General features: G+C 60.1%; 24 protein-coding genes, 2 pseudogenes and 1 riboswitch. Of the genes and pseudogenes, 11 read left to right on the top strand and 15 right to left on the bottom strand.

The features are described from left to right. Positions 1 to 8 precede the first annotated feature (8 nt). A pseudogene (locus CYD26_RS04825) lies at positions 9 to 2,200 on the bottom strand (TonB-dependent receptor). Positions 2,201 to 2,258: 58 nt separating this feature from the next. Then, a riboswitch (cobalamin riboswitch) is annotated at positions 2,259 to 2,461 on the bottom strand. A gap of 29 nt (positions 2,462 to 2,490) precedes the next feature. After that, positions 2,491 to 3,891, bottom strand: coding sequence for an amino acid permease (locus CYD26_RS04820; RefSeq protein ID WP_102051918.1), 1,401 nt, complete (start codon positions 3,889 to 3,891; stop codon positions 2,491 to 2,493). Positions 3,892 to 4,277: 386 nt separating this feature from the next. Here CYD26_RS04820 and CYD26_RS04815 point away from each other — a divergent pair, with 386 nt between their 5' ends. The 3 genes from CYD26_RS04815 (at position 4,278) to CYD26_RS04805 (ending at position 7,532) form a co-directional block, all read left to right on the top strand. After that, complete coding sequence (locus CYD26_RS04815; protein WP_099775178.1) at positions 4,278 to 5,531, top strand: aspartate aminotransferase family protein; 1,254 nt, start codon at positions 4,278 to 4,280, stop codon at positions 5,529 to 5,531. A 220-nt stretch (positions 5,532 to 5,751) separates the two neighbouring features. Beyond that, entirely contained in the window at positions 5,752 to 6,612 is an 861-nt protein-coding gene (locus tag CYD26_RS04810; protein ID WP_102051917.1) for a CAP domain-containing protein, read from the top strand. 68 nt (positions 6,613 to 6,680) lie between these two features. Next, entirely contained in the window at positions 6,681 to 7,532 is an 852-nt protein-coding gene (locus CYD26_RS04805) for a CAP domain-containing protein (protein ID WP_102051916.1), read from the top strand. 98 nt (positions 7,533 to 7,630) lie between these two features. On the opposite strand, the gene CYD26_RS04800 is transcribed toward CYD26_RS04805, so the two are convergent. The 4 genes from CYD26_RS04800 to CYD26_RS04780 form a co-directional block, all read right to left on the bottom strand. Beyond that, positions 7,631 to 7,813, bottom strand: a complete 183-nt coding sequence (locus tag CYD26_RS04800; protein ID WP_102051915.1) for a DUF1289 domain-containing protein — start codon at positions 7,811 to 7,813, stop codon at positions 7,631 to 7,633. Between the two features lie 3 nt (positions 7,814 to 7,816). Further along, the gene (locus CYD26_RS04795) at positions 7,817 to 8,173 is read right to left on the bottom strand and encodes a hypothetical protein (protein ID WP_102051914.1); all 357 of its coding nucleotides are present in this window, start codon (positions 8,171 to 8,173) and stop codon (positions 7,817 to 7,819) included. A gap of 250 nt (positions 8,174 to 8,423) precedes the next feature. Further along, the gene (locus tag CYD26_RS04785) at positions 8,424 to 9,674 is read right to left on the bottom strand and encodes an MgtC/SapB family protein (protein WP_102051913.1); all 1,251 of its coding nucleotides are present in this window, start codon (positions 9,672 to 9,674) and stop codon (positions 8,424 to 8,426) included. Positions 9,675 to 9,774: 100 nt separating this feature from the next. Next, positions 9,775 to 10,695 carry a helix-turn-helix domain-containing protein gene (locus tag CYD26_RS04780; protein WP_102051912.1) on the bottom strand — a complete coding sequence of 307 codons (921 nt, stop codon included), beginning with the start codon at positions 10,693 to 10,695 and terminating at the stop codon, positions 9,775 to 9,777. 173 nt (positions 10,696 to 10,868) lie between these two features. On the opposite strand from CYD26_RS04780, the gene CYD26_RS04775 reads away from it, so the two are divergent. From CYD26_RS04775 to CYD26_RS04765, 3 genes are read left to right on the top strand one after another with little or no spacing between them, the layout of a single operon-like run. After that, entirely contained in the window at positions 10,869 to 12,227 is a 1,359-nt protein-coding gene (locus CYD26_RS04775; RefSeq protein WP_065758644.1) for a glutamine synthetase family protein, read from the top strand. A 48-nt stretch (positions 12,228 to 12,275) separates the two neighbouring features. Beyond that, positions 12,276 to 13,364 (top strand): polyamine ABC transporter substrate-binding protein, encoded by a 1,089-nt coding sequence (locus CYD26_RS04770; protein WP_102052009.1) that lies wholly within the window; start codon positions 12,276 to 12,278, stop codon positions 13,362 to 13,364. Positions 13,365 to 13,378: 14 nt separating this feature from the next. After that, positions 13,379 to 14,674 carry an NAD(P)/FAD-dependent oxidoreductase gene (locus CYD26_RS04765; RefSeq protein WP_371917190.1) on the top strand — a complete coding sequence of 432 codons (1,296 nt, stop codon included), beginning with the start codon at positions 13,379 to 13,381 and terminating at the stop codon, positions 14,672 to 14,674. 32 nt (positions 14,675 to 14,706) lie between these two features. Here CYD26_RS04765 and CYD26_RS04760 read toward each other — a convergent pair whose 3' ends face one another. The 5 genes from CYD26_RS04760 to CYD26_RS04740 form a co-directional block, all read right to left on the bottom strand. Further along, positions 14,707 to 15,846, bottom strand: coding sequence for a diguanylate cyclase (locus tag CYD26_RS04760; RefSeq protein ID WP_102051910.1), 1,140 nt, complete (start codon positions 15,844 to 15,846; stop codon positions 14,707 to 14,709). Between the two features lie 206 nt (positions 15,847 to 16,052). After that, on the bottom strand, positions 16,053 to 16,457 hold the full coding sequence (locus CYD26_RS04755; protein ID WP_099775169.1) for a DUF488 domain-containing protein: 405 nt from the start codon (positions 16,455 to 16,457) through the stop codon (positions 16,053 to 16,055). Positions 16,458 to 16,469: 12 nt separating this feature from the next. Continuing rightward, complete coding sequence (locus tag CYD26_RS04750) at positions 16,470 to 16,883, bottom strand: DoxX family protein (protein WP_065758648.1); 414 nt, start codon at positions 16,881 to 16,883, stop codon at positions 16,470 to 16,472. Positions 16,884 to 16,983: 100 nt separating this feature from the next. After that, positions 16,984 to 19,188: a bifunctional diguanylate cyclase/phosphodiesterase gene (locus CYD26_RS04745; protein WP_102051909.1), complete on the bottom strand. Its 2,205-nt coding sequence runs from the start codon at positions 19,186 to 19,188 to the stop codon at positions 16,984 to 16,986. Positions 19,189 to 19,358: 170 nt separating this feature from the next. Beyond that, complete coding sequence (locus CYD26_RS04740) at positions 19,359 to 19,670, bottom strand: hypothetical protein (protein WP_065758650.1); 312 nt, start codon at positions 19,668 to 19,670, stop codon at positions 19,359 to 19,361. A gap of 711 nt (positions 19,671 to 20,381) precedes the next feature. Between CYD26_RS04740 and CYD26_RS25805 the strand changes: the two are divergent. The 4 genes and pseudogenes from CYD26_RS25805 to CYD26_RS24955 form a co-directional block, all read left to right on the top strand. Continuing rightward, positions 20,382 to 20,657 (top strand): annotated as a pseudogene (locus tag CYD26_RS25805) (methyl-accepting chemotaxis protein); the annotation flags it as partial. Between the two features lie 3 nt (positions 20,658 to 20,660). Further along, on the top strand, positions 20,661 to 21,053 hold the full coding sequence (locus CYD26_RS25800) for a CZB domain-containing protein (RefSeq protein WP_371917191.1): 393 nt from the start codon (positions 20,661 to 20,663) through the stop codon (positions 21,051 to 21,053). Positions 21,054 to 21,122: 69 nt separating this feature from the next. Then, positions 21,123 to 22,769, top strand: a complete 1,647-nt coding sequence (locus CYD26_RS04730; protein WP_099775165.1) for a SulP family inorganic anion transporter — start codon at positions 21,123 to 21,125, stop codon at positions 22,767 to 22,769. Between the two features lie 36 nt (positions 22,770 to 22,805). Continuing rightward, positions 22,806 to 23,000: a hypothetical protein gene (locus tag CYD26_RS24955; RefSeq protein WP_145991780.1), complete on the top strand. Its 195-nt coding sequence runs from the start codon at positions 22,806 to 22,808 to the stop codon at positions 22,998 to 23,000. Positions 23,001 to 23,006: 6 nt separating this feature from the next. On the opposite strand, the gene CYD26_RS04725 is transcribed toward CYD26_RS24955, so the two are convergent. Then, entirely contained in the window at positions 23,007 to 23,495 is a 489-nt protein-coding gene (locus CYD26_RS04725; RefSeq protein ID WP_158240123.1) for a glycine zipper 2TM domain-containing protein, read from the bottom strand. 241 nt (positions 23,496 to 23,736) lie between these two features. Between CYD26_RS04725 and CYD26_RS04720 the strand changes: the two genes are divergently transcribed. Beyond that, complete coding sequence (locus tag CYD26_RS04720; protein WP_102051907.1) at positions 23,737 to 24,426, top strand: VIT family protein; 690 nt, start codon at positions 23,737 to 23,739, stop codon at positions 24,424 to 24,426. A gap of 32 nt (positions 24,427 to 24,458) precedes the next feature. Here the strand turns inward: CYD26_RS04720 and CYD26_RS04715 are convergent, their stop codons facing one another. The 3 genes from CYD26_RS04715 to lpxO all read right to left on the bottom strand — a co-directional run bounded on the left by CYD26_RS04715 (position 24,459) and on the right by lpxO (position 26,483). Further along, the gene (locus CYD26_RS04715; RefSeq protein ID WP_102051906.1) at positions 24,459 to 25,025 is read right to left on the bottom strand and encodes a GNAT family N-acetyltransferase; all 567 of its coding nucleotides are present in this window, start codon (positions 25,023 to 25,025) and stop codon (positions 24,459 to 24,461) included. A gap of 72 nt (positions 25,026 to 25,097) precedes the next feature. After that, positions 25,098 to 25,436 carry a carboxymuconolactone decarboxylase family protein gene (locus tag CYD26_RS04710; protein WP_065758655.1) on the bottom strand — a complete coding sequence of 113 codons (339 nt, stop codon included), beginning with the start codon at positions 25,434 to 25,436 and terminating at the stop codon, positions 25,098 to 25,100. A 147-nt stretch (positions 25,437 to 25,583) separates the two neighbouring features. Beyond that, complete coding sequence (gene lpxO, locus CYD26_RS04705; RefSeq protein ID WP_065758656.1) at positions 25,584 to 26,483, bottom strand: lipid A hydroxylase LpxO; 900 nt, start codon at positions 26,481 to 26,483, stop codon at positions 25,584 to 25,586. Between the last annotated feature and the right edge of the window lie 135 nt (positions 26,484 to 26,618).

Here is a 26,618-nt window from a genome sequence, read left to right as displayed (position 1 = left end):
CTTGTGCCTTAGAAACGGTAATCGAGGGTGGCGAAGTACGAGCGCGGCGCCCCCATCAGCCATTGCTCAGCGCTATGGGCCGTGACGGCATAGCGGCGGTCGAGCAGGTTATTCAGTTGCAGGCCCAAACGCACCTCCGGCAGCAGTTGCCAGCCGAGATTCCCATCGATCACGGTGTAGCCCGGTACCGTTGCGGTGTTGGCGGTATCGGCATAGCGCGCATCAACGTAACGCAAGCCCAGCCCGGCATCGAGGTTGTTGCGCAAGGCCTTGCTGAGCCAGAGGTTGGCGGTGCGCCGTGGTACACCGATCGGGCGGTTGCCCGAGCGGGACACGATATTACCGGCCACCACCTCGTCGAAGTCATCATACGCGGCACGCACCAGCGAGGCGTTTGCCGAGACGTGCCACTGCTGCGCAAGGGCCAGCTCCAGGGTCGCCTCCAGGCCTTCGGAAGACTGCTGGCCGACTTGCTGGGTGAGTCGCGTGTGGCTGTCGGTGACCACCGGCAGCTTCTTTTTCACGATCTGATAAGCCGCCAGCGTCCATTCGCCTTGGCCGTTCCAGAACTGCTGCTTGAGGCCGAGTTCGGTTTGCTTCGACTCGGTCAGGTCCATCTGCTGTGCAGCCGGGCTGAGGCTGATCAGGTCGCCAACCCCGTCTTCACTGGTGGAGTACTGGCCGTACAGCGACAGCTGATCGGTGACCGCATACACCAGCCCGGCACGCCAGTTGCCGCCGTCGAGGCTGCGGTCGCTGCGCGTGCCGTCGACCCGGTTGTCGCGGTCGATATGGTTCTGGTCGCGGCGAATACCGGTGACCAGCGACCAGCGCTCTGACAATTGCGTGCGGTTTTCCGCGAACAGGGCAAAGGTCTGGGTGGTGCTGTGAGTTTGTGGGCGGGTGGGGTCCTGGCTGCTGAAGTATCCCGGGGCTGGTTGCCACGGGTCGATGTAGTCGCCGCCGTTGTCGGTGTACGGCGAGTTGCTGTCGACGTCGAAACGAATCCGGTTGTATTCGGCACCGACCACGGTCTTGCTCGTCAGGCCGAACAACGTATGGTCGAGGGAAAAGCTCTGGCGGTCGCCGATTTGCTCCTGATCATGCTTGATGTGCAGGTAGCTCTGGCGCAGCAGTTGGTCGCGGCTGCTGTCCCAGCTGTAGTCCTCGGCATTGCGCCAGTGCCGGCGGCTCTTGATGTAATAGAGCTGGTTGCTGGCCGTCAGGCTCTCGTTTATCGACCAGTCGCTGTTCAGTCGCGTCCATTCATCGTGGTAACGCTGTACCGCGTCATGGAGGTTGTAGTTCTTTTTGCGCAGGCTGTCGCGGTAGTGGCCGTCGATCAGCGGAGTACCGAAGTCGTTCATCGGCTCACTGTCGCCACGCTCATGGGCCAGGGTGAAGCTCAGGTCATCACTGGCATCCCAACGCAGCGCGGCACTGCCGGCGAGGTTTTCCGAGTCGCCGCGATCAATCCAGCCGTTGCTCTGCTCACGGTTGAGGGTGAGCCGGTATCTCAGCCGCTCGTTTAACGAACCACCGCTGTCCAGGCCCAATTGCTGGCGGTCATACGAGCCATAGCCCAGGCGCAGGTGGTTACGGATCTCGCCGGTGAAGGGCTTCTTCGGGATAACATTGATCACGGCCCCGGTTGCCCCTTCGCCATACAGCACCGAGGCTGGGCCGCGAATGATGTCGATGCGCTCGACCATCCACGGGTCTACCGGGAAGCTCTGGGTGCCTGCACCGGTGTACAAGCGCGAGCCGTCGAACAGGGTCATCACCGAGCTGTGACCGCTGAAGCCTCGGGCAGAGAGGGCTGTGTTGCCGTTGCCCGGGGTGCCCACAGAGGTGATACCCGGCGAGCGACTGACCGCGTCCTGCACACTGCGGTTGTTGCGCCCGTCGATGGCCTCGGCAGCGAGGCTGCTGGTGCTGGCAGGCGTCTCCAGCGCACTGAGGTTCAGTCGGGAGCCGGTCGGCAGTGGCGTTGCCAGATTGATGGCTTCGCGTTCGCTATCACGATCGCCCGTGATGGCTGTCGAGGGCAGGGCGAGGATGCGCTCGGCATCATCGGTGGCCAGTGTCGGCAGTGAAAGCGAGAGGCAAGCAGAGGACACAAGGGTGTGAAACAGGTAATTGCGGGACATGTCGTTCCAGGCTGAAACAGGAATGAATGAATCCCGGGGGAATAACGCATAGAGGCATGACGAGCACGCAGGCGCCCGCCAACCGGCCTGCGCCCGCCCACCGCGGGGTTGCCAAACAAGGCTTCAGGCCGGTCTCCGGGCTTGCGAGGGTCATGAGGCCTTCACCTTCCCATGCCGTGGCACAGTGGTCTGTCGAAGGCCTCGCTCGCTTACCGTTGCGGGGGCAGCGCCGGACTGGTCAAAGAGACGCACCGGCTTCCCGTTTCACCCTGCGCACGGCGGCGCAGGACACCTGAAACTGGCGCGCATCTGAACATCGAACGCCAGCTCAGTCAATCACTTAGCCGCGTTGCGCGGCAGCAGTGGCAGGTGTTGTCGTGCTCGATTTGCGCACCAGGCTGATCATCAGGACGATGCCGGCGACCGCTGCGGTCATCAGGGTTTCATAGCGATATGCAGCGCTGAACAACATGTAGCCGAGCACGCTGCAGATCAAGGCGATGACGAACCAGGTCAGCCATGGGAACAGCCACATCCGAAACACCGGGGTCTGGCCTTTCTGCTCCAGCTGTTTACGCATGCGCAGTTGTGACACCGCGATCACCAGGTACACCAGCAGGGCGATGGCGCCGGTGGTCGAGAGCAGGAAGCCAAAGACCTTGCCCGGCAACAGGTAGTTGATCAGGCAGCCGACGAAGCCTGCCAGGGTGGACATCAGCACGGCCACGGTCGGCACGCCGCTGCGCGAAATGTAGCGGGTTGCAGTCGGTGCTTCGCCGCGTGCGCCCAGCGAGTAAAGCATGCGCGATGCGGTGTACAGGCCCGAGTTCATGCAACTGGTCACGGCGACGAACACCACCAGGTCAACGATCAGTTTCGCGCCTGGCACATTGAGCACTTCCAGTGCGCGCTGGAACGAGCCGACTTGCAGCAGCCGTGGATCGTTCCAGGCAACCAGCGAGACGATGAAGAAAATCGAGAAGATGTAGAAGATCGCAATACGGTAGATCACCAGGTTGGTGGCGCGGCGGATCTTCTCTTTGGGGTTCTCGGTTTCGTCAGCGGCGATGGTGACGATCTCGGCGCCGAAGAACGAGAAGATGGTCACAAGAATGCCGCCCAGTACCGCACCAAAGCCATTCGGCATGAAGCCGCCATTGCTCAGCAGTTGGCCGACCCCCGAGACTTCAGCCAGCGGCCAGTAGCCCAGTACGGCCGCGCTGCATACGCCGATGAAGGCCAGGATGGCGATGATCTTGATCAGGGCGAACCAGTACTCGAAGGTGCCGAAATTGCGCACGCTGATCAGGTTGGTGGCCGACAGGGTGACCATGATCAGGAAGGTGAAGGCCCAGGACGGGATGGCGGGGTACCAGGCATGCAGGATGTCGGCACCGGCGATGGCTTCGACCGGGATGATCAACACCCAGAACCACCAGTACAGCCAGCCGATGGTGAAGCCGGCCCAAGGGCCGATGGCCTCGCCGGCGTAGGTGGAAAACGAACCGCTGTTCGGGTTTGCAACGGCCATTTCGCCGAGCATGCGCATGACCAACAGCACCAGCAAGCCGGTCAGTGCGTAGGAGATCAGGATGGCCGGGCCTGCGGTGGCGATGGCGTTGGAGGAGCCGATGAATAGACCCGCACCGATAATGCCTGCGATGGAGATCATCGAGACCTGGCGTGTGGTCAGGCCATGCTTGAGCGAGCGTTGCCCGCGGTTGTTATTGTTTGAACTCATGCATCAACCCTCGGTTCAGCAGCCCCCTGGCTCACAGGTCCGTTCGGGGTGAGCCGGCGCTGAACAATCGTTAGTAAGGAAACCTTCCGTGTCGGTACTGCGTCCTGGTCCTGGTAATTGATCCAGATCAGTATTGGTCGACGAACGGGGCTTCAACAAACGAGCAATACTCAGAACATCATTCCTTGGAGGAATTCAAGGTGTGCCTGGGACGACCGTGCGAGGTCTTAAGGAAAACCTTCTTGCTAAGTGCTTTGTGACCGGTGACGCCAAATTCGATACTTTTAGGAATGACAGTAGAATTTTTATTCGCTTGTGCCAGGCCACCGTCACTCGCTTAGATAGCCGCCATACACGACCCTCAAGCCACGGGAGCGGCGCTTGTCATGCCTGCGCAAACCATCAGCAATTCCATCGCAATAGTTCACCCGATCGAACTCGATCATGGCTGCAATGCCGAGGTCTGGGATGTCGATGGCAAGCGTTACATCGACTTTGTCGGCGGTATCGGCGTGCTCAACCTGGGCCATTGCAACCCGGCGGTGGTGGCGGCGATTCAGGCGCAAGCAGCACGCTTGACCCACTCGGCGTTCAACGCTGTGCCGCACACGCCTTACCTTCAGTTGATGGAGCGGCTTGTGGCGTTCATCGGCCTGAGCTACCCAGCCAGTGGCATGCTCACCAACAGTGGTGCCGAAGCAGCCGAAAATGCCCTGAAAATTGCCCGGGGCGTTACCCGGCGCACTGCAGTGGTGGCGTTCGACGGTGGTTTTCATGGCCGCACCCTGGCCACCCTGAACCTCAATGGCAAGGTCGCCCCGTACAAACAAGGCATTGGTGTGTTGCCGGGGCCGGTCTATCACTTGCCATACCCCAGCCCGGACAACGACGTCAGTGTCGACCAGGCGCTGAAGGCCATGGAGCGCCTGTTCAGTGTCGAAATCGACGTCAACGAGGTGGCCTGTTTTATCCTGGAGCCGATTCAGGGCGAGGGTGGTTTCCTGGCGCTGGAGCCAGCGTTTGCCCGGCACCTGCGTCAGTTCTGCGATGAGCGCGGGATTCTGCTGATTGTCGATGAAATTCAGTCTGGCTTCGGCCGCACCGGGCAGCGTTTCGGCTTCGGTCGCCTGGGTATCGAGCCGGACCTGCTGCTGCTGGGCAAGAGTATTGCTGGCGGGGTTCCGCTGGGCGCGGTGGTGGGCCGTCGGCAATTGATGGACACGCTGCAGCGCGGCGCATTGGGCGGTACCTATTCAGGCAACCCAATAGCCTGTGCGGCGGCGTTGGCCAGCCTGGAGCAAATGAGCGACAGCAACCTCGCCACCTGGGGCGAGCGGCAAGAGAAGGCGATTGTCGAGCGTTATCAGCGCTGGAAAGCGTCCGGTTTGTCCGCTTACCTGGGGCGCTTGACCGGCACGGGCGCCATGCGCGGCATCGAGTTGGTAAACGCGGACGGCTCGCCAGCGCCTCAGGCGCTGGCCACGTTGCTGCAAACCACCCGTGAGGCGGGGCTGTTGATCATGCCGAGTGGCAAATACCGGCATATCGTGCGCCTGCTGGCGCCGCTCACCATTGAACCCGAGGTGTTCGAGGAAGGCCTGGATATTCTCGAACGCTGCCTGGCTGGACTCAGCGCCTGACATCATTGCCCGCCTTACTGCTCGCAGCGGCCCTCGGGCCGCTGTAGCACCACGTCCTGAAGACCCTGACCCGGCTGGCGACCTTGCCACCTCGGTAAAAAATACCCTTCACCCCATGAACCTTGTGCAGCGGCTCCAGTCTTAGGCCCTGCCTTGGCATGTCTTGCCTTGGCTGCGTTACTGCCTTTTCTGTCGTCACCTCTTCAGAGCTGTCTGCCTCATGCGCCAAGCCGTCCACTGTTCCCGCGTTGTTTCGCTCTGCCTCGTCCCGCTGTTGCCGCTGCTTTCCAGCCCCGCCCATGCGCGCGGGGAACAGCAACTGGCGGAGGCGATCAACGACTACCGTGCTCATCCCCAGCGTTGCAGCAGAAGTGCGGGCCGCGCCTTGCCGCCACTGGCGCTGAAGTCGAGCCTGGCGTTGCCGATTCGCTATCACGGTGAAATGCGCGAGGCGCTGAAGGATTCCGGCTATCGGGCCGTTGCAGTGCGGAGTATCCGCTTGGTGGGTGCCTACGACGCTGATGAGGCGTTCGACCAGCTAGCGCGTGATTACTGCGCAGCCTTGCTCGATAACCAGTACGCGGATATCGGCATCCGTCGTGACGACAGTGAGTGGCGAGTCGTGTTGGCGCGCCCCTTGCTCGAGGGGCATCTGGAGGATCGGCGAGCAGCGGGCGCTACCTTGCTGGCACAGGTCAATGCGGCGCGGGCAAAGCCGCGCCTCTGTGGTCGTAAACGGTTTGCCGCCGCCCGGCCGCTTACCTGGAGTAGCGCCCTGGGGGCCGCAGCGCAAGGGCATAGCCGGTCGATGGCCAGCGGCAACTACCTGGCCCATCGGGACCTTGATGGTGACATGCCTGCAGACCGGGCATGGGCGGCTGGCTACCGTGGCCGGCAGATTGGCGAGAACATCGCCGCCGGGCAAGGTTCAGCGAACAAGGCCCTGGCGGGCTGGCTGGCCAGCCCTGGCCACTGCGCCAACCTGATGAGCCCGATATTTACCCAGGTTGGCGCGGCCTATGCGACAAACTCGCGTAGCGATGCGGGGGTCTACTGGACGATGGTGTTCGGTGCGCCCTGAGTAAAGCCCTTGTGCCGCAGGGGGGGATTTCGCGCATTATTAGCACCATCAGCAAAAGGGAGAGTTACATGCGCGTCCTATCATCCGCTTTGCGTTTTGCCGCGTTGTCTGTGGGGTTGGTGTTAGCCGCCACGGCAGCCGCGACCGAGGAGACGCAACTGGTCCAGTCGATCAATGCCTACCGCAGCCAGGTGCAGCGCTGTGCGGGGCAGGCCTCGCAGGAGTTGCCGCCACTTGCATCCGATCCGCGTCTGGTGCTGTCTGCCAGTGGTGTCGGTGACCTGCAGCAGGCACTGGCGCGAGCCTCGTACCCGATGGTCAATGTGCAGGCGATCAGCTTGTCCGGGCCACGTGATGCGCAGGCGGCGATGAAGGCGGTACAGGAGAGTTTCTGCCAGATTGTGCTCGACCCGCAGTTCGTCGATATCGGCGTCAGCCGCGAAGACCGTGCCTGGCGCATCGTGCTGGCCCGGCCGCTGCTGGCGGGGCGACTGGGCGACTGGCAAGCCGAGGGCCAGAAGCTCCTTGAGCAGATCAACAGCGCACGTGCGCAGGCCCGCCAGTGCGGCACCCAGCCCTTTGGCGCGACAACACCGTTGACCTGGAATGCGACACTGGCAACGGCGGCTGAAGGCCATACCCGATCCATGGCCAACAACAATTTCTTCGATCACAAGGACCGCGAGGGCCGTACACCGGGTGACCGCGCTGAACTGGCAGGCTACAGCGGCCAACTGATTGGCGAGAACATTGCCGCCGGGCAGGACACCGTACGCAAGGTGGTCGACGGCTGGCTGGCCAGCCCTGGCCATTGTGCCAACCTGATGAACCCACGGTTCCGCGAACTGGGCGCAGCCTACGCAGTCGACCCCAAGAGTGACGCGGGGATCTACTGGACCGCGATGTTCGGTACGCCGTGAGCGCCTGTGATGGTATCGGCGCGGTGTCAGTACGTGCGCGGTGCCTGCATCGTTGGCAAGCCAACTCCCACAGGAGCACTGCGCTTTCGGTATTTGGCTTAGGGGCGTTTCTTTTGCAGGCTTTTCAGGCGCTGGGTTGCGCGCTGTGCGGCGGCCATCTTTTCCGGCCGCTTCATGCGCTTCCATTTCTTGATGTCTTCCTTGCTGCGACCACAGCTCAGGCACAGGTCGCCGCTGAGCTGGCAGACGGAGATACACGGGTTCTCGATATCCTTGGCCATGCTTCAACCCCGCGCCAAACGCTGCTGCCAGTTTCCCGCATGGGTGCGCTGGCATTGTTCTTCCGTGTCGTAGTGCACATGTGTCGACACGGGGTCGAGGGCAATCCCGGCTTCAGCCAGCGCCATTGCCGTCAGCTCAACCATGCGCGCGCCTTGCCCGCTGGCCAGGGCCTGTTGCTTGTTGGTCAGGGTATCGAAGACCCAGGTCACCCTCAGGCTGGAGGGGAACGCCCGGTAATCCACCGTGTGGGTTAGCCAGCAGAACCCGACGATTTCTGCCTTGGCCGTCTCGCAGGCCTCGGTCAGGGTTGCCACCAGGCGGCGCTCGATGTGCGCCTGATCGCGTTTGTTGAAAAACATGGGTTGATCCTTGCCTGTGTGTCGACGTGCAGTTTCTGGGGTGAAACGTTTTTTGCGCCAAGGGGTGGCTTGTTTCACTTGGCCGTCATCTCTGCTTGCATCATAAGCGATGTACTGATGCCTCAAGCACAGAATGCTTGGTTGCTGATCGATATCGACTACTTCAGCAATCGCGCTGGTTCGGGCCGCGGACCAGGCGTTGTATAGCGCGAAAGCCGCAGGCCGCAACCGTGTGGCTGTTCATGCAGCGCTACAGCAGGAGCAGCAACCCCCCGGCTGCCAGGCCTAGCAGGAAGCACAGGCTTTCCACGCCCGCTTTGCGGGAGGCCAGGGTGAAGGCATAGATCCCCTTGACCAGGTTGTTGCTGGCCGCTGCAACGATGATGGCGGAGGCTGCGACCGACAGTGGGGTGCTGCTCACGGCAGACTGCGTCATGCCGAGAATGAACGGGTCTACATCGGTGACGCCCATCACCGAGGCCAGTGAGTAGATGCCCACGGACCCCAAGTATTCGATTGCCAGGTGTGTTGCCACCAGCATGCCGACAAACAGAAATGCAAACAGCAGCGCGGCACTGATTTCCAGCGGGTTCTTGGGTTCAAGTGGCTTTATCGTCGTCGCCCCGGCGTATCCTTTTCGCGACCATAGCCAACCGATGAGTATCGCCATACTGCCCAGGACAATGAACGGAAGTGCCAGGCGGCTCATCAGGTCGCGGTTGAACAGGGCCAGGAGGGCCGCCAGGCGCAAGTACATGGCGCCCGATGCAATCAGGATGGCGCCAGAATAAAGGTGCGCCTGTTCTTCCTGCTGCGAGCGCCTGGCAAGCACCACCGTGGTCACAGTCGATGAATAGGCGCCCCCCACGAGTGCCGACATCAACACGCTGCTCTGGTTTTTTGTCACGCGCTGCAACACATAGCTGCCATACGACAATGCGCTCACAGCAACCACAACAAGCCAGGTGGTGAAGGGGTTGATCTGAAACGGGGTGAGCGGTGTGTTCGGCAACAGTGGCAGGATGACTGCGGACAGCAGGAGAAATTTTGCGAAGGTCAGGATGTCCGTGGTTTCAATGCGCTTGGCCAGGTTTTCCAGCTGTGTCTTCAGCTCCAGGAGGATGATGCTCGACACGGTCAGCGCGGTGGCCAGCCAGAACATCTCGTGATAGATCAGGGCGCCCACCAGGTAGGTGGTCAGCCCGGACATTTCCGAGGTGATGCCGGGTGATCCGGTAGAGGAGAGTCGGTGCCAGTAGGCCAGTAACAGGAAGGCGGCCACAACGGCAAAGCCCAACGCTTGCGGCAGCAGTTCGCCACTGTTCAACACTGCAATCGAGTAACCGATCAGGCCTATCAGTGGATAGGTACGGACGCCGCCAAACGCATACTGGTCATTGTTGGTCTTGTGCTCTTCGCGTTCCAGCCCGATGAGGAAAGACAGGAACAGCACAAAGAACAGGTGGATTGCGTCTGTGGGGAGCCAGTCAAAGCTGTTCATCGAGTCTCATCAAGGCAGGTGGCAACAAACTTTCACACTATAGACTCATCCGGGTGGAAAGCTTGCCGGTTACCGGTGTTCGCATCCATGCACCGCCGGGTTAGCCGTGTTTGAGGGGCAAGCGGAACCCGTTGCGCTTCAGTGTCTCACTCGGAAGCTCCTTGAACAGTGCCTGGTAACTGCTGGAAAACCGTCCCAGGTGCCAGAACGACCAGCGCATTGCCACTTCCGCCACGGTCACATCGCGGGCCTTGAGCAGTTCGCGTCGTGCGCCGTTGAGGCGACGCAGGCGTAGCCAGTGGGTCGGGGTCATGCCGGTATAGGCTTTGAAGGCGCTCTGCAGTTGGCGCAACGATCCCCCCGCAATGTGCGAGAGCTCCAGCAGGTTGACGGTTTCCTCGGGTGAGTCCGCCGCCCACTCGCATACCCTGCGCATGATGTTGCGCTCTTCGGTGCGCCGCCACAGCTCGTTCTGCCCAAGGCGGGCACAGGCGTTGTCGAGGATGAACAAACAGTCTTCCAGCAACTGCTCGGCCAGTGCGCCCTCGTTGGGTGAGTCGAGGCTTTGCGAGAGTCGGGTGAGGGTGCTGCTCAGCCAACTGCTGAACAAGGCATTCTGCTGGGAGTTGAGCGGCGCCATGAACAGGCCTTCCATCGCGGCGACATCCAGCCCGTGCCTACGAACGAACTCCGGGCCAAACACCACGGCCACTTCCTGGTAGTTCTCCGGCGTGATCCAGATATTGCGGCTCTCGCCGTTCAACACGTACAGGCTGTTGTCGCTGCGGTCGAAACAGAACGCCAGTGAGCCACTGGGTGCGCTGAAGCTCTGTTCTACGCGAGTGTTCATGCGCTCTTCGTAGACGTCCACGCCCTGCAGGTCCAGGCAGCGCACCAATCCCGCGAAATGCCCAGGTGACATTTGCTGATAGTGCTGCGCCCAGCCAGGGGTCGCACGCACCTGTTCAGCAACATCGGCGGTGGTGAAAGCCTGGACACGCAAGGGGTTCAGCGACGTCATGGGAAACCTTCAATGCACTACATTGGTGCATTTTGTTGTGTTCAAAGTGGATAGATCGAAGCCCGATCGCTCGCCCAAGATAGTCCTCAACGCGACGCAGGGGAAGCCATGCACCCCGCGATGCGTAGAAGGCGCCATGTCGGGTGCCACCCCAAAACAACAACGAGGTTTTTATGAATACCCCTTTCGATCAGCTGTCCGCCTGGCTGAAAGAACACAAGATTACTGAAGTGGAGTGCGTGGTCAGCGATTTGACCGGGATTGCCCGTGGCAAGATCGCGCCCACCAACAAGTTCCTGCATGAACGGGGCATGCGCCTGCCGGAAAGTGTGCTGCTGCAGACGGTGACCGGCGATTTCGTCGACGACGAAATCTACTACGACCTGCTCGACCCGGCCGATATCGACATGATCTGTCGGCCAGACTCAAACGCGATCTATGCAGTGCCGTGGGCCATCGAGCCGACCGCCATTGTGATTCACGACACCTTCGACAAGCTCGGCAACCCGATCGAACTGTCGCCGCGCAATGTCCTGAAGAACGTCTTGAAGCTGTATGCCGACAAAGGCTGGCAGCCCATCGTCGCGCCCGAGATGGAGTTCTATCTGACCCAGCGCTGCGACGATCCGGACCTGCCGCTGCAAGCCCCGCTGGGCCGCTCGGGCCGTGCCGAAAGTGGTCGTCAGTCGTTTTCAATCGACGCGGCCAACGAATTCGACCCGCTGTTTGAAGACGTCTATGACTGGTGCGAAGCCCAAGGCCTGGACCTCGACACACTGATCCACGAAGACGGCCCGGCGCAGATGGAAATCAACTTCCGTCATGGCGATGCGCTGGACCTGGCTGACCAGATCACCGTGTTCAAGCGCACGATGCGCGAGGCTGCGCTCAAGCACAACGTCACCGCCACCTTCATGGCCAAGCCGATAGGGGATGAGCCAGGCAGTGCCATGCACCTGCACCAGAGCGTTGTGGACATCGCCAGCGGAAAACCGATCTTTGTCGATGCCGACGGGAAGATGAGCGAACTGTTCCTCCACCACATCGGCGGCCTGCAGAAGTACATCCCGAAAGTGCTGCCGATGTTCGCACCCAACGTCAACTCGTTCCGCCGCTTCCTGCCGGACACCTCGGCGCCGGTGAACGTGGAGTGGGGCGAAGAAAACCGCACGGTGGGCCTGCGTGTACCGACCTCCAGCCCTGAAGCCATGCGCGTGGAAAACCGCCTGCCAGGGGCGGATGCCAACCCCTACCTGGCGATTGCCGCCAGCTTGCTCTGTGGTTATCTGGGCATGGTCGAGCAGATCAACCCGAGTGCCGCCGTGCAGGGCCGAGCCTATGAGCGCCGCAACCTGCGCCTGCCGATCACCATCGAGGACGCGCTGGCGCACATGGAAGACTGCCCGACCATCGAGCGCTACCTGGGCAGTAAGTTCGTGCGCGGTTACGTCGCGGTGAAACGTGCCGAACACGAGAACTTCAAGCGGGTCATCAGCTCATGGGAGCGTGAGTTCCTATTGCTCAGCGTCTGATTTCGGCCACGTCATACCCATCGATAAAACAATATGAAAGGTGTCGATATGCGTCTTATGAAAACCGTTGTTCCGGCGGGCTTTGCCTTGCTGTTCGGTACGCTTGCCCAGGCTCAGCCAAGTGTCAGCGTGTACAACTGGACCGACTATATCGGTGAGACCACGCTCGCTGACTTTCAGGGCAAAACCGGGATCAAGGTGATCTACGACGTATTCGACTCCAATGAAACCCTGGAGGGCAAACTGTTGGCAGGCCGTACCGGGTACGACGTGGTGGTACCGTCCAACCACTTTCTGGCGCGCCAGATCAATGCCGGCGCGTTCCTGAAACTGGACCGCGCCGCGTTGCCCAACTGGAAGAACCTCGATCCGGCGCTGCTCAAGCTGTTGGAAAAGAACGATATCGGTAACGCGCACTCGGTGCCCTATCTGTGGGGCACCAACGGCATCGGCTACAACGTCGACAAGGTCAAGCAGGTGCTGGGTGTAGACCACATCGACTCCTGGGCCGTGCTGTTCGAGCCCGAGAACCTGAAAAAGCTCAGCCAGTGCGGCGTGGCGATGATGGACTCGGCCGATGAGCTGTTTCCGGCGGTACTCAACTACATGGGCATGGACCCGAACAGCACCCGCCCTGAAGACTACAAGAAGGCCGAAGCCAAGCTGATGACCTTGCGGCCGTACATCACCTATTTTCATTCCTCCAAATACGTGACGGACCTGGCCAACGGCGATATCTGTGTGGCGATGGGTTACTCAGGTGATGTGTTCCAGGCCGCCAACCGTGCCAAGGATGCAAAAAACGGTGTTCACATCGCCTACGCCATTCCCAAGGAAGGCAGCAACCTGTGGTTTGACCTGCTGGCGATTCCCGCCGATGCCAAAAACACCACACAAGCCCATGCCTTCATCAACTACCTGCTTGAGCCAAAAGTGATCGCCAGCGTGAGCAGCACCGTTGGTTATGCCAACCCGAACCCGGCGTCCAAGGCGTACATGGAGGCCGAGCTTGCCAGCAACCCGGAGGTCTACCCGCCGCAAGCCGTGCTGGACAAGCTGTACATCTCGCAAACGCTGCCGCCTGCGATCATGCGCTTGATGACCCGCGCCTGGAGCAAAGTGAAATCCAACCAATGAGTCGAGCACGTACCATGGCAACGTCGTCGGAACATGCCCGTTCGTACTATTACGCAACGGCGAAACACATGGCTGCCTATCCCGCACTGGCATCGGATGTTATCGCCGATGTCTGTGTGATCGGCGGCGGCTTTACCGGGGTCAACACCGCGATTGAGCTGGCCCAGCGGGGGCTCTCGGTGGTGCTGCTCGAAGGCCGGCGAGTCGGCTGGGGCGCCAGTGGGCGCAACGGCGGCCAATTGATTCGCGGAATCGGTCACGACGTTTCAGGCTTTGCTCGTCATGTCGGCCAGGAGGGCGTGCGCTACCTGCAGCGCGCGGGTATTGAATCGGTCGAGGTGGTCGGCACGCGGATTCGTGAACACGCGATCGACTGCGACCTGCGCTGGGGGTTCTGTGAGCTGGCCAATACGCCTGCGCAGTTCGCCGCCTTCAGCGAGGAGCAGGAAAGCCTCGCAGCCTTGGGTTACCGCCATGAAACCCGACTGATCAGGCCAGAGCACATGTGCCAGGTCGTGGCGTCGGACGCTTATGCCGGTGGCTTACTGGACATGGGCTCGGGCCACCTTCATCCCCTTGATCTGGTCTTGGCTGAAGCGCGTCTGGCCGAATCACTGGGCGTGCGTATCTACGAGCAAAGCCCGGTGCTGGAACTGATCCACGGCGACACGGTACAGGTGCGTTGTGCCAAGGGTACGGTCAAGGCGGGAAGCCTGGTGCTGGCGTGCAACGCGCACCTGGACGACCTGGAACCGCGCCTGAGCGGCAAGGTGCTGCCTGCTGGCAGCTACATCATTACCACGGAGCCGCTGGCGCCCGCCGTGGCCAACGCGCTGATCCCGCAGAACCTGGCCCTGTGTGACCAGAAAGTCGGCCTGGATTATTACCGCCTGACCGCTGACCGGCGCTTACTGTTCGGTGGCGCGTGTCACTATTCCGGGCGCGACCCGGCGGATATCGCCAGCTACATGCGACCGAAAATGCTCAAGGTGTTCCCGCAACTGGCCGACGTGCGCATCGACTTCCAATGGGGCGGCAAGATCGGCATTACGGCCAACCGTTTTCCCCAGGTTGGGCGTTTGCAGCAGCACCCCAACGTGTTCTATGCCCAGGGCTACTCAGGCCATGGCCTGAACGTCACTCACTGGACCGCGAAACTGCTGGCCGAAGCGATTCATGCCGGGCACAGCCATGGCCTGGACATCTTCAGCAAAGTGCCGCACATGACCTTCCCCGGTGGCCCGGCCTTGCGCTCGCCGCTGCTGGCGCTGGGGATGTTGTGGTATCGGCTGCGGGAGTTGTTGGGGTAGCGCCAGTATTCTCGTTAAAAGGACGAGGAGGGTTACTCGGCCGCAACCACCTGATTGCGGCCGAGGGCCTTGGCGCGATACATGGCTTTGTCGGCATTGTTCAACAGGTCGTGCAGGTCCATATCCTCGGCACTCGCCGAGGCTACCCCGAGGCTTGCGGTAAGGCGTTGCGTTCTTGTTTTTTCGAGCATCAACGGCATCTCGGCAATCGATTTTCCAAGCTGTTCGGCAATGCGTAGCGCTGCCTCCAGGGTGGTATCTGCCAGCAGTACCGCGAACTCCTCACCGCCAAGCCTGCCGTAGACGTCCGATTCGCGAAAGGACGCCCGGATCACTGCACCTATTTGGCGCAGAACCTCATCACCGGCCTGGTGCCCGTGTGTGTCGTTGATCTGCTTGAAGTGGTCGATGTCCAGCACCAGGGCGCAAAGAGGGCGCTGATTGCGCTTGCAGTAGCTATAGAGTTGCTGGGCATGCTCGAAAAATGCGCGGCGATTGTTCAGACCGGTGAGTTCGTCGGTCTGCGCGGCATAGCTGGCAATGCGGTGTGCGTGCTCCATTTCATGGGTTAGACGAAAGGCTTTCTCCAGCGCCTCGGAGAGCTCGCGCGTCGCCCGCACGATGGATGCCGAGAACAGCAGGGCGGCGATGGCCATGCCGACCTGCATCGCCGATGGCTGAAGCAGTAGCCAGAGCGTGCACGGCAGCAAGACCAGCCCCATGGCCGACAAGGTCATGGACCGGTACGCCGAGTAGCAGGACACGGCGCTGCCGGCCATGCCGACGGTAAACAGCAGTACGATCGCCTGCGCCAGGAGGTCATCACTGGGCATTATCGCCAGCGCGCCGAGCCCCCAGAGGCCGGCAGAGAGCACCAGGGTGATCCAGTACTTGCCTTCCCAGCGGTCAGGAATGCGTTCGCGCTCATGGCTGCGAAAGTAGGCCAGGAACAAGCCGATGCGCAGCAGTGTTGCGCCACCGAGCAGTGAGATCCATAACAGAATGACGGATTGATCCGCACGTTCCCAGCACAGCCAGCAGAGCATACAGGCGGCAATGAAGCTGCCGACCACCGCCGTTACGGACTGACGGAACAGCAGATGCAAGCGGTCGGTACGAACTTGCTCGGCAATGAGCACATTCTGGTCATGCTGTAGTGCAAAAGGGTTCATTCGCGCCGCCCAATCATGACACTGCTCCATCAGCGCAGTTAGGGGATGGTTGATGGCCATCGTCCCAGGCGCGTGAGTGCTAAAAACCTTACGAATATAAAGGATAACTCAGCGACGTATCTATGCAATCCAGAGGCCACCCGGAAAATACCGGAAAATAGCCAACCTGCGTCATGTACAAGCCCCTAAAACCCACTTCACTTTCATCAGTACTCTGGGAAGTCACCCAGGTAGCACACAGGCGAGCTTGCGCCTGCCGATCGATCAAGTGCCTCTTCCAGCCAGTCGGCGAGGACCACGGCATTGTTTGCCTGCGGATCCCTGGCTGCGAACACAAGGGTAAGCGTACCCTTTTCGGCATGGGGCAAAAGCGTTTGCCAATACTCCGGATGTGCGGCCAGCTCTTGCCGATAGGCCGCGGTGAACTGGGCAAAATCCAGTTCACCGGACTTGAAGGCCTTGCGTAAGTGCGTAGAGGGTGCAACGTCCTGCAGCCACGCGTTCAGCAACAGCTGGTCTTTCCGACAATTTCGCGGCCACAGCCGATCAACCAGAACGCGGTACCCGTCTTCCGCGGCTGCTGGGGTGTAGGCGCGTTTGCACTGAATCATGGGGGGATCGGGTTACTGCCGATCGACCGAGAACTTGCCTGCGCCTGTCACGCTGAGCAGCAACAAGCCTCCCATGATGCTGATGTTCTTGTAGAACTGGATCATGTTGGCGGCCTTGTCGGGCTCAGGCATGCTCCAGAAAGGATGGCCAATGAGTGCCGTCCCCAGCACGAACAACGCCATCAATGCCGCCAGTGGCCGGGTAAAAAAACCGACTACAAGGGCAATGCCGACGAAGAACTCCATCAGTATTGCGATCCCTGCTGCCACGGGCGGCATCGGTGCGCCAAGCGACGCAAGATAGCCTGCAGTACCTTCGAAGTTGGTCAGCTTGCTCCAGCCAGACATGACAAAAATAGTCATCAGCAAAAGGCGTGCGATGAGGATGATCAAGTCTTTCTGCTGTTCAAACAGGGTGTAACGCATGGTCTTTACCCGATGCTGAATGTAATGCCATGAGTCTAGTCATTGCATCGCCGAGTGCCAGTACGCGCAAAGGCTGAAGTGAGTACCTGCAGCCAGCCCATCACCGCGCCTCTAAGCTGTTCGCTGTGTTGAACAGGCGTTGCATCTGGTCGGCCGGTCGTGGCTGGCTAAACCAGTAACCCTGGCCATAGTGGCAGCCTTCATTGAGCACAAAATCGAGTTGTGCCGGGGTTTCGATGCCCTCGGCGACGACTTCCAGGCCGAGGTTCCGGCCAAGGCCGATGATCGCCTGGCTGATCGTGCCTTGTTTGCTATTGAACGGGATACCGCCGATGAAGCTCTTGTCCAGTTTGAGAATGTGCAGTGGAAAGCGCGTGAGATAGCCGAGTGAGGAGTATCCGGTGCCAAAGTCGTCCAACGCCAACAATACGCCCAGGCTGGCCAGTTCATTCAGGCAGGCCAAGGTGTTCGAGTCCTCATTGATCAACTGGCTTTCGGTAATTTCCAGGATCAGGCTGGCAGGGGGCAGGCCGCTTTCCTGCAGGATATCGATCAGCCTGGGGGTGAAGTCGGTTTGTTGCAGTTGCAGGCTGGAAATGTTCACCGAACAGCGGATGTGCTCATGTCCTTCCATCTGCCAGGTGCGGGTCTGCTGGCAGGCCTGGCGCAGTACCCATTCGCCGACGTGGATGATTTCTCCTGATTCCTCCAGCGCTGGAATGAACTCCAGGGGTGAAATCAGGCGTTCATCCTGGCGCCAGCGCAGCAGTGCTTCCACCCCGCACACCTGTGGTACCCCTTGGTCCAGGCGATAGATCGGTTGGTAGTGCAGTTCGAATTCATCGTGCTGGAGTGCCTGGCCCAGCGCGGACTCCAGTTCCAGATGGTGCTGTGCATCGTCCTGCAAGGCTTCACTGTAGTGGGCAAAGCGTGCCTTGCCAGCAGATTTGGCGCTGTAGAGGGCAAGGTCGGCGGCCTGCACGACATCCAGCGCCTTGCCATGTTCGTGCATGGGGGCGATGCCAATACTGGCACTGACCACAAGGGTATGGCCGTCGATATGCAGCGGCTGATGCAGGTTGTCCAGAATGCGCTGGGAGATGTGTTCGGCGTCAAGGCTGCAGCTGAGGTCGCTAAGCAGGACGATGAATTCGTCGCCGCCGAAGCGGAACAGTTGATCACTGGGACGCAGCGCGTTTCTCAGGCGCTGGGCCACTTCGACCAGCACGCGATCACCGACACTGTGGCCGAGGCTATCGTTGATCAGCTTGAAGCGGTCGAGGTCGATGAACAACAGAGCTTCGTAGTCGCCGCCCCTGCGTTCTTTCATGATGGTCTTCTGCATTTGCTCATCAAGGCGTATGCGGTTGGCCAGACCGGTCAGCGGATCATGGTGAGCGGCATGCATCAGGCGTTGCTCGACGTCTTTGCGGGCACTGATATCGGACTGCGAGCCGGCCATGCGTAACTGGCCCGGTGTGGTGACTTCGGCGACCCCGCGTACCAGTACCCAGGTATAGTCACCGTTGCTTTGGCGGATACGGTACTCATGGTGCACGAGGGCGGTCAGCCCTTGCAGGTGAGCATCGATGGCTTGACGAAAATCCGGCAAGTCGTCCGGGTGAACGCGGTTGAACCAACTGGCACTGCTCTCGCCCATGCTGTCGCGGCTGAGGCCGAGCATGCTGGCCCAACGCTCGGATACATACAGTCGATCCTGGTCGATGTGCCAGTCCCAGATGCCGTCGTTGGCACCGCGCAGTGCACGGGCGAAGCGTGCTTCGCTGTCTTCCAGCGCCTTGTGCTGCGCTGCGCTGTAAGTGTCGATGGCCAGGGTCATGTCGAAGAACACGGCCTTCAACAGGCTTGAGTAAAGCGTGGCCTGATCGCTGTCACCGAATAGGCTGGCAAGCATATCGTCAAGGTACAGACGGTAGGTGCCCAGGTACCATTTCAACTCCAGGCCGACCTGTTGGTGGATCACGCCAATGCGCAGGCGGCTGTTGATGTAGGCATCATCGTAGAGACCAGCCCACAAGCGCTGGTAGTACTCCGCCTGGCTGTGCTTCAGGCGGGTAGTGATCTCGGGCGTGCGCAGCAGTGCAGACGGTGTGGCAAACTGCTCCAGGTGACGGTACAGCCGATTGATGAACGTCGGCTGAGCAGGGGCCATGCGCGCTGCTGCTGCGCTGAGACGCTCGGCATCCGCTGCGCTCCAGTCTAGAAAGCGAAAGCGCTCGGCGATTTCCTCTTGGTCGAGGCGAATACGTTTAAGCAACTCCGTCAGATCTGCTGTCACCTTCATTCACATGGCCCTGTACTTGTACAGATACGTTTTCTGCTGAAAAAAAAGCGCCGTGCCCCTGCATTCTGCTCAAGAACGCATGGTCACGGCGCTTCGTCTTTCAGGCCCGATGTCCTGCTCGGCAAAGCCGGCTCCCGCTTCTAGCGGAACCTACTGATGGCATAATTACATCATTCTGGATTGTCTGACAACTTCTCCAGCAGCCCAACCAGACGCCGCCGTAACATCCCCAGTTCGCGGGATTTGAAGGCATGACGCGTCTGCTCCAAAACCTCGGTCGTTTCGACCAAGGCCGCGTGTACTCGCCCGGTCGACCCGAGGTGCGCGTCACCTAGCCAGCGACAAAGGGGGGCGGCACTGCAATCACTCGGTACAACCAGCACCTCGCAGTCTGGCGCGATGTTAGCCAGCAGCGGGCGCAGCTGGTCGGCTAGCACTTCATTGCTGCAGATGATTCGGGCTGCCTGGTTGGACTCGTACATGGCACTGCATCCCTACGAAGGTGGACGGGCTATGTACAGCAACGCCTGTTGCAGTTCACTGACATGAATCAACGTTCAAGCCGACCGTGCTCAGTTGCTGCTGTTTGATATGTGCGCCTGCCTCATGGTTGATAACAGTATTGAATACTTGGATGATGGCTGATTGATGTCAATGCTGCGTCAGTGTGACGCGTTTAAAGTTCCTCGATACGATCAAGGTGCACCGACTTCAGGCCCGCGTTTTGATTACTGACACCATGACGTTTGGCACACGGGTGCTAAGGAGCGGTTGCGATGTTTAGTGGTAAATGGCGAACGCGAGTTGCCGAGCAGGACGATGAGCTGGTCGCGTTGCGCCGAGAAAACGAAGCCTTGCGCCAGGAAAACCGGCAATTGGCCGATCTGGTTGCCCAGACCCAGGCCGAACAGGCTGCGCTCAATGGTTACAGCCGCTACCAGAGTGAGCTGCATGACAAGCTGGGCATGTTCGATGAGTCCATGAAGCAGACCCGTGATGGCGTGGTCCATCAGGCAGAAATTCTGCGCGGCGAAGTGGACCACCTCAAGGCCAATAGCGGTGTATTTGCCCAAACCTCCGAGATGCTGTCCTCGTTCTCCAGTTCGCTCACGCACATGGCAGAGCAGGGCGTGAGCAGCGTGGAGAGTGTCAGCCAACTCAAGACCCGCGTGAGTGAGATCAGCAACATCGTTGGCTTGATCAAGGCGATTTCTGACCAGACCAACCTGCTGGCACTGAATGCGGCCATCGAGGCGGCGCGTGCCGGTGAACAGGGCCGTGGTTTTGCAGTGGTTGCCGATGAGGTCCGGGCGCTGGCGCAACGCACCCATCAGGCGACCCAGGACATCAGCGTCCTGGTGGATGGCATCAACACCGATACGGCGGCGGCAAGCGCCTCGATCGGTAACCTGTCCACCGAGGCAACCCGCCTGGCCAGCGATGTGTCGTCGTCGGCGCAGACCCTGGATGAAATGGTGGTGATGGGCGACCACATGACCGGCTTGATCGAGAATATCGCGCTCAGTTCGTTCTGTGAGGCGGTCAAGCTTGATCACCTGTTGTTCAAGTTGATGGTCTATCTGCGCCTGTTCAATCAAGACCAGAACCTTGAGCTCTCGGACCACAAGAACTGCCGTCTCGGGAAGTGGTACCTCACGCCTGAAACCCAGGAAACCTACCGAAATGATCGGTCATTCAGCCAGCTCGACGATCCGCACCGTCTCTGCCACGAGTCCGCAAGCGAGGCGTTGCACAAGGCGCAGCACAAGGATTGGAATGCCGTGGTGCAGTCGTTGAACAGCATGGAAGTCGCGAGCTTGAAGGTTAACCAGGTTCTGGTTGCGCTGGCTAACCGGGACGCTTAGTAGAGGAATGCCGCGTACGGGTCGCACTCATGCTACTAGTATGAACATGCAGCCGTTAAGGAGCCTGGCATGATTGCGATACGTGAAGCATGGAAAGCCGGCTTGTTCGGGCGCGAGCATTGGCTAGGCAATCTGGTGTCCGGGGTGGTTGTCGGGGTGGTTGCACTGCCGTTGGCCATGGCGTTTGCCATCGCCTCGGGAGTCAAGCCCGAGCAAGGCATCTACACCGCAATCATTGGCGGCCTGCTGGTGTCGATCTTTGGCGGCAGCCGGCTGCAGATTGCCGGCCCGACGGGGGCATTTATCGTCATCCTGGCAGGTGTCACCGCGACCCACGGTGTCGAGGGCCTGCACATTGCCACGATGATGGCCGGCGTCATCCTGTTGCTGCTGGGCATCACCCGCCTGGGTGCAATCATCAAGTTCATCCCGGACCCGGTGATCGTCGGTTTTACCGCGGGCATCGGCGTGATCATCTGGGTGGGTCAGTGGAAGGACTTCTTCGGCTTGCCGGCAATTACCGGTGAGTACTTTCACGAGAAATTCTGGCATTTGCTGCTCGCGCTGCCGAACCTGCACATGGCCACGACGTCGTTGGCGTTGCTCAGCCTGTTCCTGGTGCTGATCACCCCCAGAATTGCAGCGCTCAAACGCTTTCCCGGGCCATTGGTTGCCATGGTGGTTGCGACGCTGATCCAGTCGCTGTTTCACTTCGATGGCGTCGCCACGATTGGCAGTGCCTTCGGCGGTATCCCTCAAGGTTTCCCCGACTTCAACCCGCCGCAGATCACCCTGGCGCGTGTTATTGACCTGATTGGGCCGGCGTTTGCGATCGCCATGCTGGGGGCCATCGAATCGCTGCTTTCCGCTGTGGTTGCCGACGGAATGGCCGGCACTCGGCACGACTCCAATCAGGAGCTGATCGGCCAGGGTATCGCCAACCTGGCAACCCCTCTGTTTGGTGGGTTTGCCGCGACCGGCGCGATTGCCCGTACCGCGACCAATATCCGTAATGGCGGTACAAGCCCGCTGGCCGGTATTGCCCATGCCATTACCCTGGTCTTGATCATTCTGTTCCTGGCACCCTTGGCCTCGAACATTCCTCTGTGCGCCCTGGCGGCCATCCTGTTCGTTGTCGCCTACAACATGAGCGAGTTGAAACACTTCAAGCGTATGGTTCAACGTGCCCCGCGCGCTGATGTAGCGATTCTGCTCATTACCTTCACCCTTACCGTATTCAGCGATCTGGTGATCGCCGTGAACATCGGCGTGATTCTGGCGATGCTGCAGTTCATGCGGCGCATGGCATCCTCCGTCGAGGTGCAGCAGGTCGTCGAGCACGAGCTCGAACACGAACTGCGCCAGAACGGTCACCAGCACCTGCCGCCTGGCGTGTTGATCTACACCGTCGAGGGGCCGCTGTTCTTTGGTGCGGCGGAAACCTTTGAGCGTGCCCTGGCCCAGACGCATACCGATCCCGTCGTACTGATTTTGCGCCTTAAACACGTACCGTTCATGGACATCACCGGCCTGCAAATGCTCGAAGAAGTCATCCAGCAACTGCACAAGCGGCACATTGTCGTAAAACTCTGTGAAGCCAATGCCAAGGTGTTGGGCAAGCTCGGCAGGGTAGGCATCCTGCAAGCCATTGGCAGCCAGCATTACCATGCGGCGTTCAGTGACGCACTGGCTGACGCTGCCGAGCTTGCGCGCTGACCTCGGACACAGGACGTTGCGCTGACTGCGTCATTTTTGTATCTACATTGGGAAGCGCCACACAAGGCACAGCACAAGGACTGGAATGCCGTGGTGCAGTCGTTGAACAACATGGAGGTCGCCAGCTTGAAGGTTAACCAGATTCTGGTTGCATTGGCTAACCGGGATGCCTGGTTCAAGCTCCCGGCCGACCGCTTTCTGCGACGCTCGTCAACGTGCTCACCGGTGTAGCCCTGCCTAGTCCCGCTGCAATAATCCGTTCTGGATCCTGACACGGTCGCCAACTTTCAGACCGCCAGTCGAGCTTTGGTTCAGGGTCTGGTAGGAGCCGTTGTCCATGCGGATGGTAATCGCGTAGCTGGCAGGTTGCTGATTACGCTGTTCCAGTTGGTGTCCCACGTAGGCGCCGCCTGCTGTGCCCGCGACCATCGCAACCGTTTTGCCGGTGCCTGACCCTACTTGGCTGCCGGCAAGTCCACCGGCGAGGGCACCGATCAGTGTCCCTAGCCCGTAACCCGTACCCGCCAAGCCCTGGTAGCCCTGATTGGCTGGGACAATCGATTGCACGACACCACGGCCAGAATAGGCTGATGTTGTCTGGATGACTTCTGGGCTGTTGTAGATCGGGGTTGAGGTGTTGTTTGGGGGATAGAGTTCAGCGCATGCGCTGAGGGTCAAGCCACAGGCCAGGCCAACGATGGCGTTGAACGTGTTCAGGGTACTCACTTCACATCTCCTCTTGTGCTGACTGCTGACTGCTGACTGCTGACTGCTGAGCGCGTGGGGGCATACAGAAAGGGCTTGGAACACGCGACCACACGCCATTCAACGACTGTGATCAACATTGCGCTCAATACCCGGAAACGTCGGTGCGGTAGCGCACAATGCGGGAGGGTGTTAAGTGCCTTGGGCGGACCGCATAGCGCTATGCTTGTACCGCGCTTGTTTTCTGCATAGGGAGTCACTCATGAGGCACATCGAAGTCCATAAAACTCATCGTATAGGGTGGCTGCGTGCCGCTGTGCTTGGCGCCAATGACGGTATTGTTTCCACTGCCAGCCTGATCCTGGGTGTGGCGGCGGCCGGCGCAAGTGCTGCAAGTATTCTGATCGCCGGCGTTGCAGGCCTTGTTGCGGGGGCGATGTCGATGGCCGCTGGCGAATACGTGTCGGTTAGTTCGCAGGCGGATACCGAGCGTTCCGACCTGGACCGGGAACGCAAGGAGCTGGCGGCTGATCCTGTACATGAACACGCCGAGTTGACCGAGATCTACGTTGGTCGCGGGCTCGATAAAGAATTGGCCAGCCGCGTCGCCACACAGTTGATGGCACACGATGCGCTGGGTGCGCATGGCCGCGATGAACTGGGCATTTCCGAAGCATTGGCCGCGCGACCGGTGCAGGCTGCCCTGGCCTCTGCAGGTTCGTTTTCAGTCGGTGCGGCACTGCCACTGCTGATCGTTCTATGGGTGCCGCAATCGCTGCTGATGTATGCCGTGGCTGGCAGTTCGCTGCTGTTTCTGATGCTTCTGGGGGTGTTGGCAGGCTACACCGGTGGCGCGTCTGTCGTAACGGCTGCAGCCCGCGTGACCTTTTGGGGCGCACTGGCCATGGGCCTGACGGCGGGGGTCGGTGTTTTGTTTGGCGTCACCGCTTGACGGGCGTGCGCCAGGTTATGTGGCAGCCGTAATCAACGGCCGCGACGCCGGGACACCACCGCCTCGATATTCTTGCGACCAATCAGTTTTGGCTGCTCATGCGGCATAGCTTCGCCTAGCCATTTGTACATCACCAGGCAATCCACCAAGCCCAGCCGTGCGTGCTGGTAGGCCTTGGGCAGGCGCCCGACCACCTCGAAACCAAGCTTTTGCCAGAGGGCCACGGCCACTTCGTTGCTCGACACTACCGAGTTGAACTGCATCGCCATGAAACCGTTATCGCGGGCCAGTTGCTGAGAGTGTTTGCACATCGCCTGCGCTACGCCTCGGCCGCGTGCGGCCTCGGTAACCATGTAGCCGCAATTGCACACATGGGCGCCTGGGCCGGCGGCGTTGGCCTTGAGGTAATAGGAGCCCAGCAGTTCGCCGTTTTCCTCGGCTACCAGGGTATGCAAGGGCATTTCCAGCCACAGTTGGCGTGCCTGTTCGACAGTGATGGCGGGGTCGAAGGCATAGGTTTCGCGGGCGCCGACGATGGCCTTGAAGGTCGGCCAGAAGTGCTCGAAGTCGGCGGCGGTCATGGGGCGGATGTGAATCATGCTGTTCTCGGAGGGGGCGTGCGGGTGGGCTGGCTGCAACGGACGTGTCGCGCCAGCCTGGCGATGGCGGGATTATGGCTCGACCTTGCCTACCGCATCCAGTGCCCGTGCCGAGTAAACCAGTGCTGCACCCGCGTTCATTGCGATGGCAACGCCCAATGCTTCGGCAATTTCTTCCCGGGTGGCACCGTGTTTCACGGCCTGTGCCGAATGCACGGCAATGCAGCCATCGCAACGGGTCGTGACGGCCACGGCCAGAGAGATCAGTTCGCGGGTCTTGGCGTCGAGGTGGTTGGTTTTTTCGCCGGCAGCACTGGCGGTCAGGTAGCCGCTGACCGTGTCCGGTGAGAGTTGCTTGAGGTCGCGAATGCCGGCCGTCAGCTGTTTACGGTACTCGTTCCAGTCCAACATGGTGTTCACCTTGTGTGTTTCGACAAAATGAACAGTGAAGCTAGTTTTTCGGCAGTTGCTGCGCCGTTGGTCGATAGGCGCAGGGCAGGGACGTGGGCAGCCTTTGCAAGACGTGGGCGCCGACTGTGTCGGCGCCGCCATAACGGGTCAGATATAAATGAAGATCAGCGCCAACACGGCCACTACCGCCCATTTTTCGGCGTAGTAACGTGCGCGGTTGCGTTTCTTCAGTGCCTTGCCGCGCTCGCGGATCTTGTAGATCCGGGTGAACAGGCGGTTGATGCCGCCGGTCTTGTCCCCGTCAGCGTTCGGCGCGGCAGCCGCGGCCATGACATTGCGGCTGAACCAGCGGTTGAACGCAGTGGCCCAGCGGTACTTCAGGGGACGCTCGATATCGCAGAACAGAATGATGCGGTTTTGATCCGTCTGGTTGGCGGCATAGTGAATATAGGTTTCATCGAACACGACACCTTCACCGTCACGCCAGTGGTACTTCTCACCGTCCACGTCGATGTAGCAGTCCGGGCTGTTGGGGGTGTCCAGGCCCAGGTGGTAGCGGTAAGAACCGGCATAGGGGTCGCGGTGACGAACCAGTTTCGAGCCCGGTGGCAGGGTGGCGAACATGGCTGCCTTGACGGTGCCGATACCTTGCAGCAGCTCTGTGGTACGTGGGCACAGCTTCATCGCCGAAGGGTGACTTTCGCCATACCACTTCAGGTAGAAACGTTTCCAGCCACTTTTGAAAAATGAGTTGAAGCCCACATCGTCATAACGCTGCGAGCTTTTGATTTCGCCGACATTCAGGAGCTGTTGGGCCTCTTCGCGGATGGCTTCCCAGTTGTCCTGCAGGGGTTTGAGCTCGGGAAATGAATCGGTGCTGAGGTAGGGCCGGGCGGGCAGCCTGGAGAACAGGTAGAGGAAGACGTTGACGGGCGCCAGGAAGCTGGAGTGGTCGCCCAACTGACGGGTCAGTTTGTGTCGAACGCGACCGCGCAGGTGGACATAGGCAATCGAAAAAACGAACAGAAGAACGAGAAATAGTTTCATGCACGGTTACTTGTCGGTGTGGCTATGAGCCATTGCGTAAGTGCGCCAGCATAAACAATCGCGCCTAGTCTTTGAACATATTGTTACTATTTGACAGGTCGACTTATGTGCAATATCCAGCCGGGATTTACCCGT

Source organism: Pseudomonas sp. FFUP_PS_473 (assembly GCF_002858665.1).
Lineage (GTDB): Bacteria > Pseudomonadota > Gammaproteobacteria > Pseudomonadales > Pseudomonadaceae > Aquipseudomonas > Aquipseudomonas defluvii.
The sequence above is the reverse complement of the archived record's forward strand: the minus strand, read 5'-3'. Positions and strand labels throughout refer to the sequence as shown.

Bases quoted from the DNA above. Each gene is read 5' to 3' on its own strand.
- CYD26_RS04820 (WP_102051918.1), bottom strand. From the start codon at position 3,891: ATGAGTTCAAACAATAACAACCGCGGGCAACGCTCGCTCAAGCATGGC.
- CYD26_RS04815 (WP_099775178.1), top strand. From the start codon at position 4,278: ATGCCTGCGCAAACCATCAGCAATTCCATCGCAATAGTTCACCCGATC.
- CYD26_RS04810 (WP_102051917.1), top strand. From the start codon at position 5,752: ATGCGCCAAGCCGTCCACTGTTCCCGCGTTGTTTCGCTCTGCCTCGTC.
- CYD26_RS04805 (WP_102051916.1), top strand. From the start codon at position 6,681: ATGCGCGTCCTATCATCCGCTTTGCGTTTTGCCGCGTTGTCTGTGGGG.
- CYD26_RS04800 (WP_102051915.1), bottom strand. From the start codon at position 7,813: ATGGCCAAGGATATCGAGAACCCGTGTATCTCCGTCTGCCAGCTCAGC.
- CYD26_RS04795 (WP_102051914.1), bottom strand. From the start codon at position 8,173: ATGTTTTTCAACAAACGCGATCAGGCGCACATCGAGCGCCGCCTGGTG.
- CYD26_RS04785 (WP_102051913.1), bottom strand. From the start codon at position 9,674: ATGAACAGCTTTGACTGGCTCCCCACAGACGCAATCCACCTGTTCTTT.
- CYD26_RS04780 (WP_102051912.1), bottom strand. From the start codon at position 10,695: ATGACGTCGCTGAACCCCTTGCGTGTCCAGGCTTTCACCACCGCCGAT.
- CYD26_RS04775 (WP_065758644.1), top strand. From the start codon at position 10,869: ATGAATACCCCTTTCGATCAGCTGTCCGCCTGGCTGAAAGAACACAAG.
- CYD26_RS04770 (WP_102052009.1), top strand. From the start codon at position 12,276: ATGCGTCTTATGAAAACCGTTGTTCCGGCGGGCTTTGCCTTGCTGTTC.
- CYD26_RS04765 (WP_371917190.1), top strand. From the start codon at position 13,379: ATGGCAACGTCGTCGGAACATGCCCGTTCGTACTATTACGCAACGGCG.
- CYD26_RS04760 (WP_102051910.1), bottom strand. From the start codon at position 15,846: ATGAACCCTTTTGCACTACAGCATGACCAGAATGTGCTCATTGCCGAG.
- CYD26_RS04755 (WP_099775169.1), bottom strand. From the start codon at position 16,457: ATGATTCAGTGCAAACGCGCCTACACCCCAGCAGCCGCGGAAGACGGG.
- CYD26_RS04750 (WP_065758648.1), bottom strand. From the start codon at position 16,883: ATGCGTTACACCCTGTTTGAACAGCAGAAAGACTTGATCATCCTCATC.
- CYD26_RS04745 (WP_102051909.1), bottom strand. From the start codon at position 19,188: ATGAAGGTGACAGCAGATCTGACGGAGTTGCTTAAACGTATTCGCCTC.
- CYD26_RS04740 (WP_065758650.1), bottom strand. From the start codon at position 19,670: ATGTACGAGTCCAACCAGGCAGCCCGAATCATCTGCAGCAATGAAGTG.
- CYD26_RS25800 (WP_371917191.1), top strand. From the start codon at position 20,661: ATGGTGGTGATGGGCGACCACATGACCGGCTTGATCGAGAATATCGCG.
- CYD26_RS04730 (WP_099775165.1), top strand. From the start codon at position 21,123: ATGATTGCGATACGTGAAGCATGGAAAGCCGGCTTGTTCGGGCGCGAG.
- CYD26_RS04720 (WP_102051907.1), top strand. From the start codon at position 23,737: ATGAGGCACATCGAAGTCCATAAAACTCATCGTATAGGGTGGCTGCGT.
- CYD26_RS04715 (WP_102051906.1), bottom strand. From the start codon at position 25,025: ATGATTCACATCCGCCCCATGACCGCCGCCGACTTCGAGCACTTCTGG.
- CYD26_RS04710 (WP_065758655.1), bottom strand. From the start codon at position 25,436: ATGTTGGACTGGAACGAGTACCGTAAACAGCTGACGGCCGGCATTCGC.
- lpxO (WP_065758656.1), bottom strand. From the start codon at position 26,483: ATGAAACTATTTCTCGTTCTTCTGTTCGTTTTTTCGATTGCCTATGTC.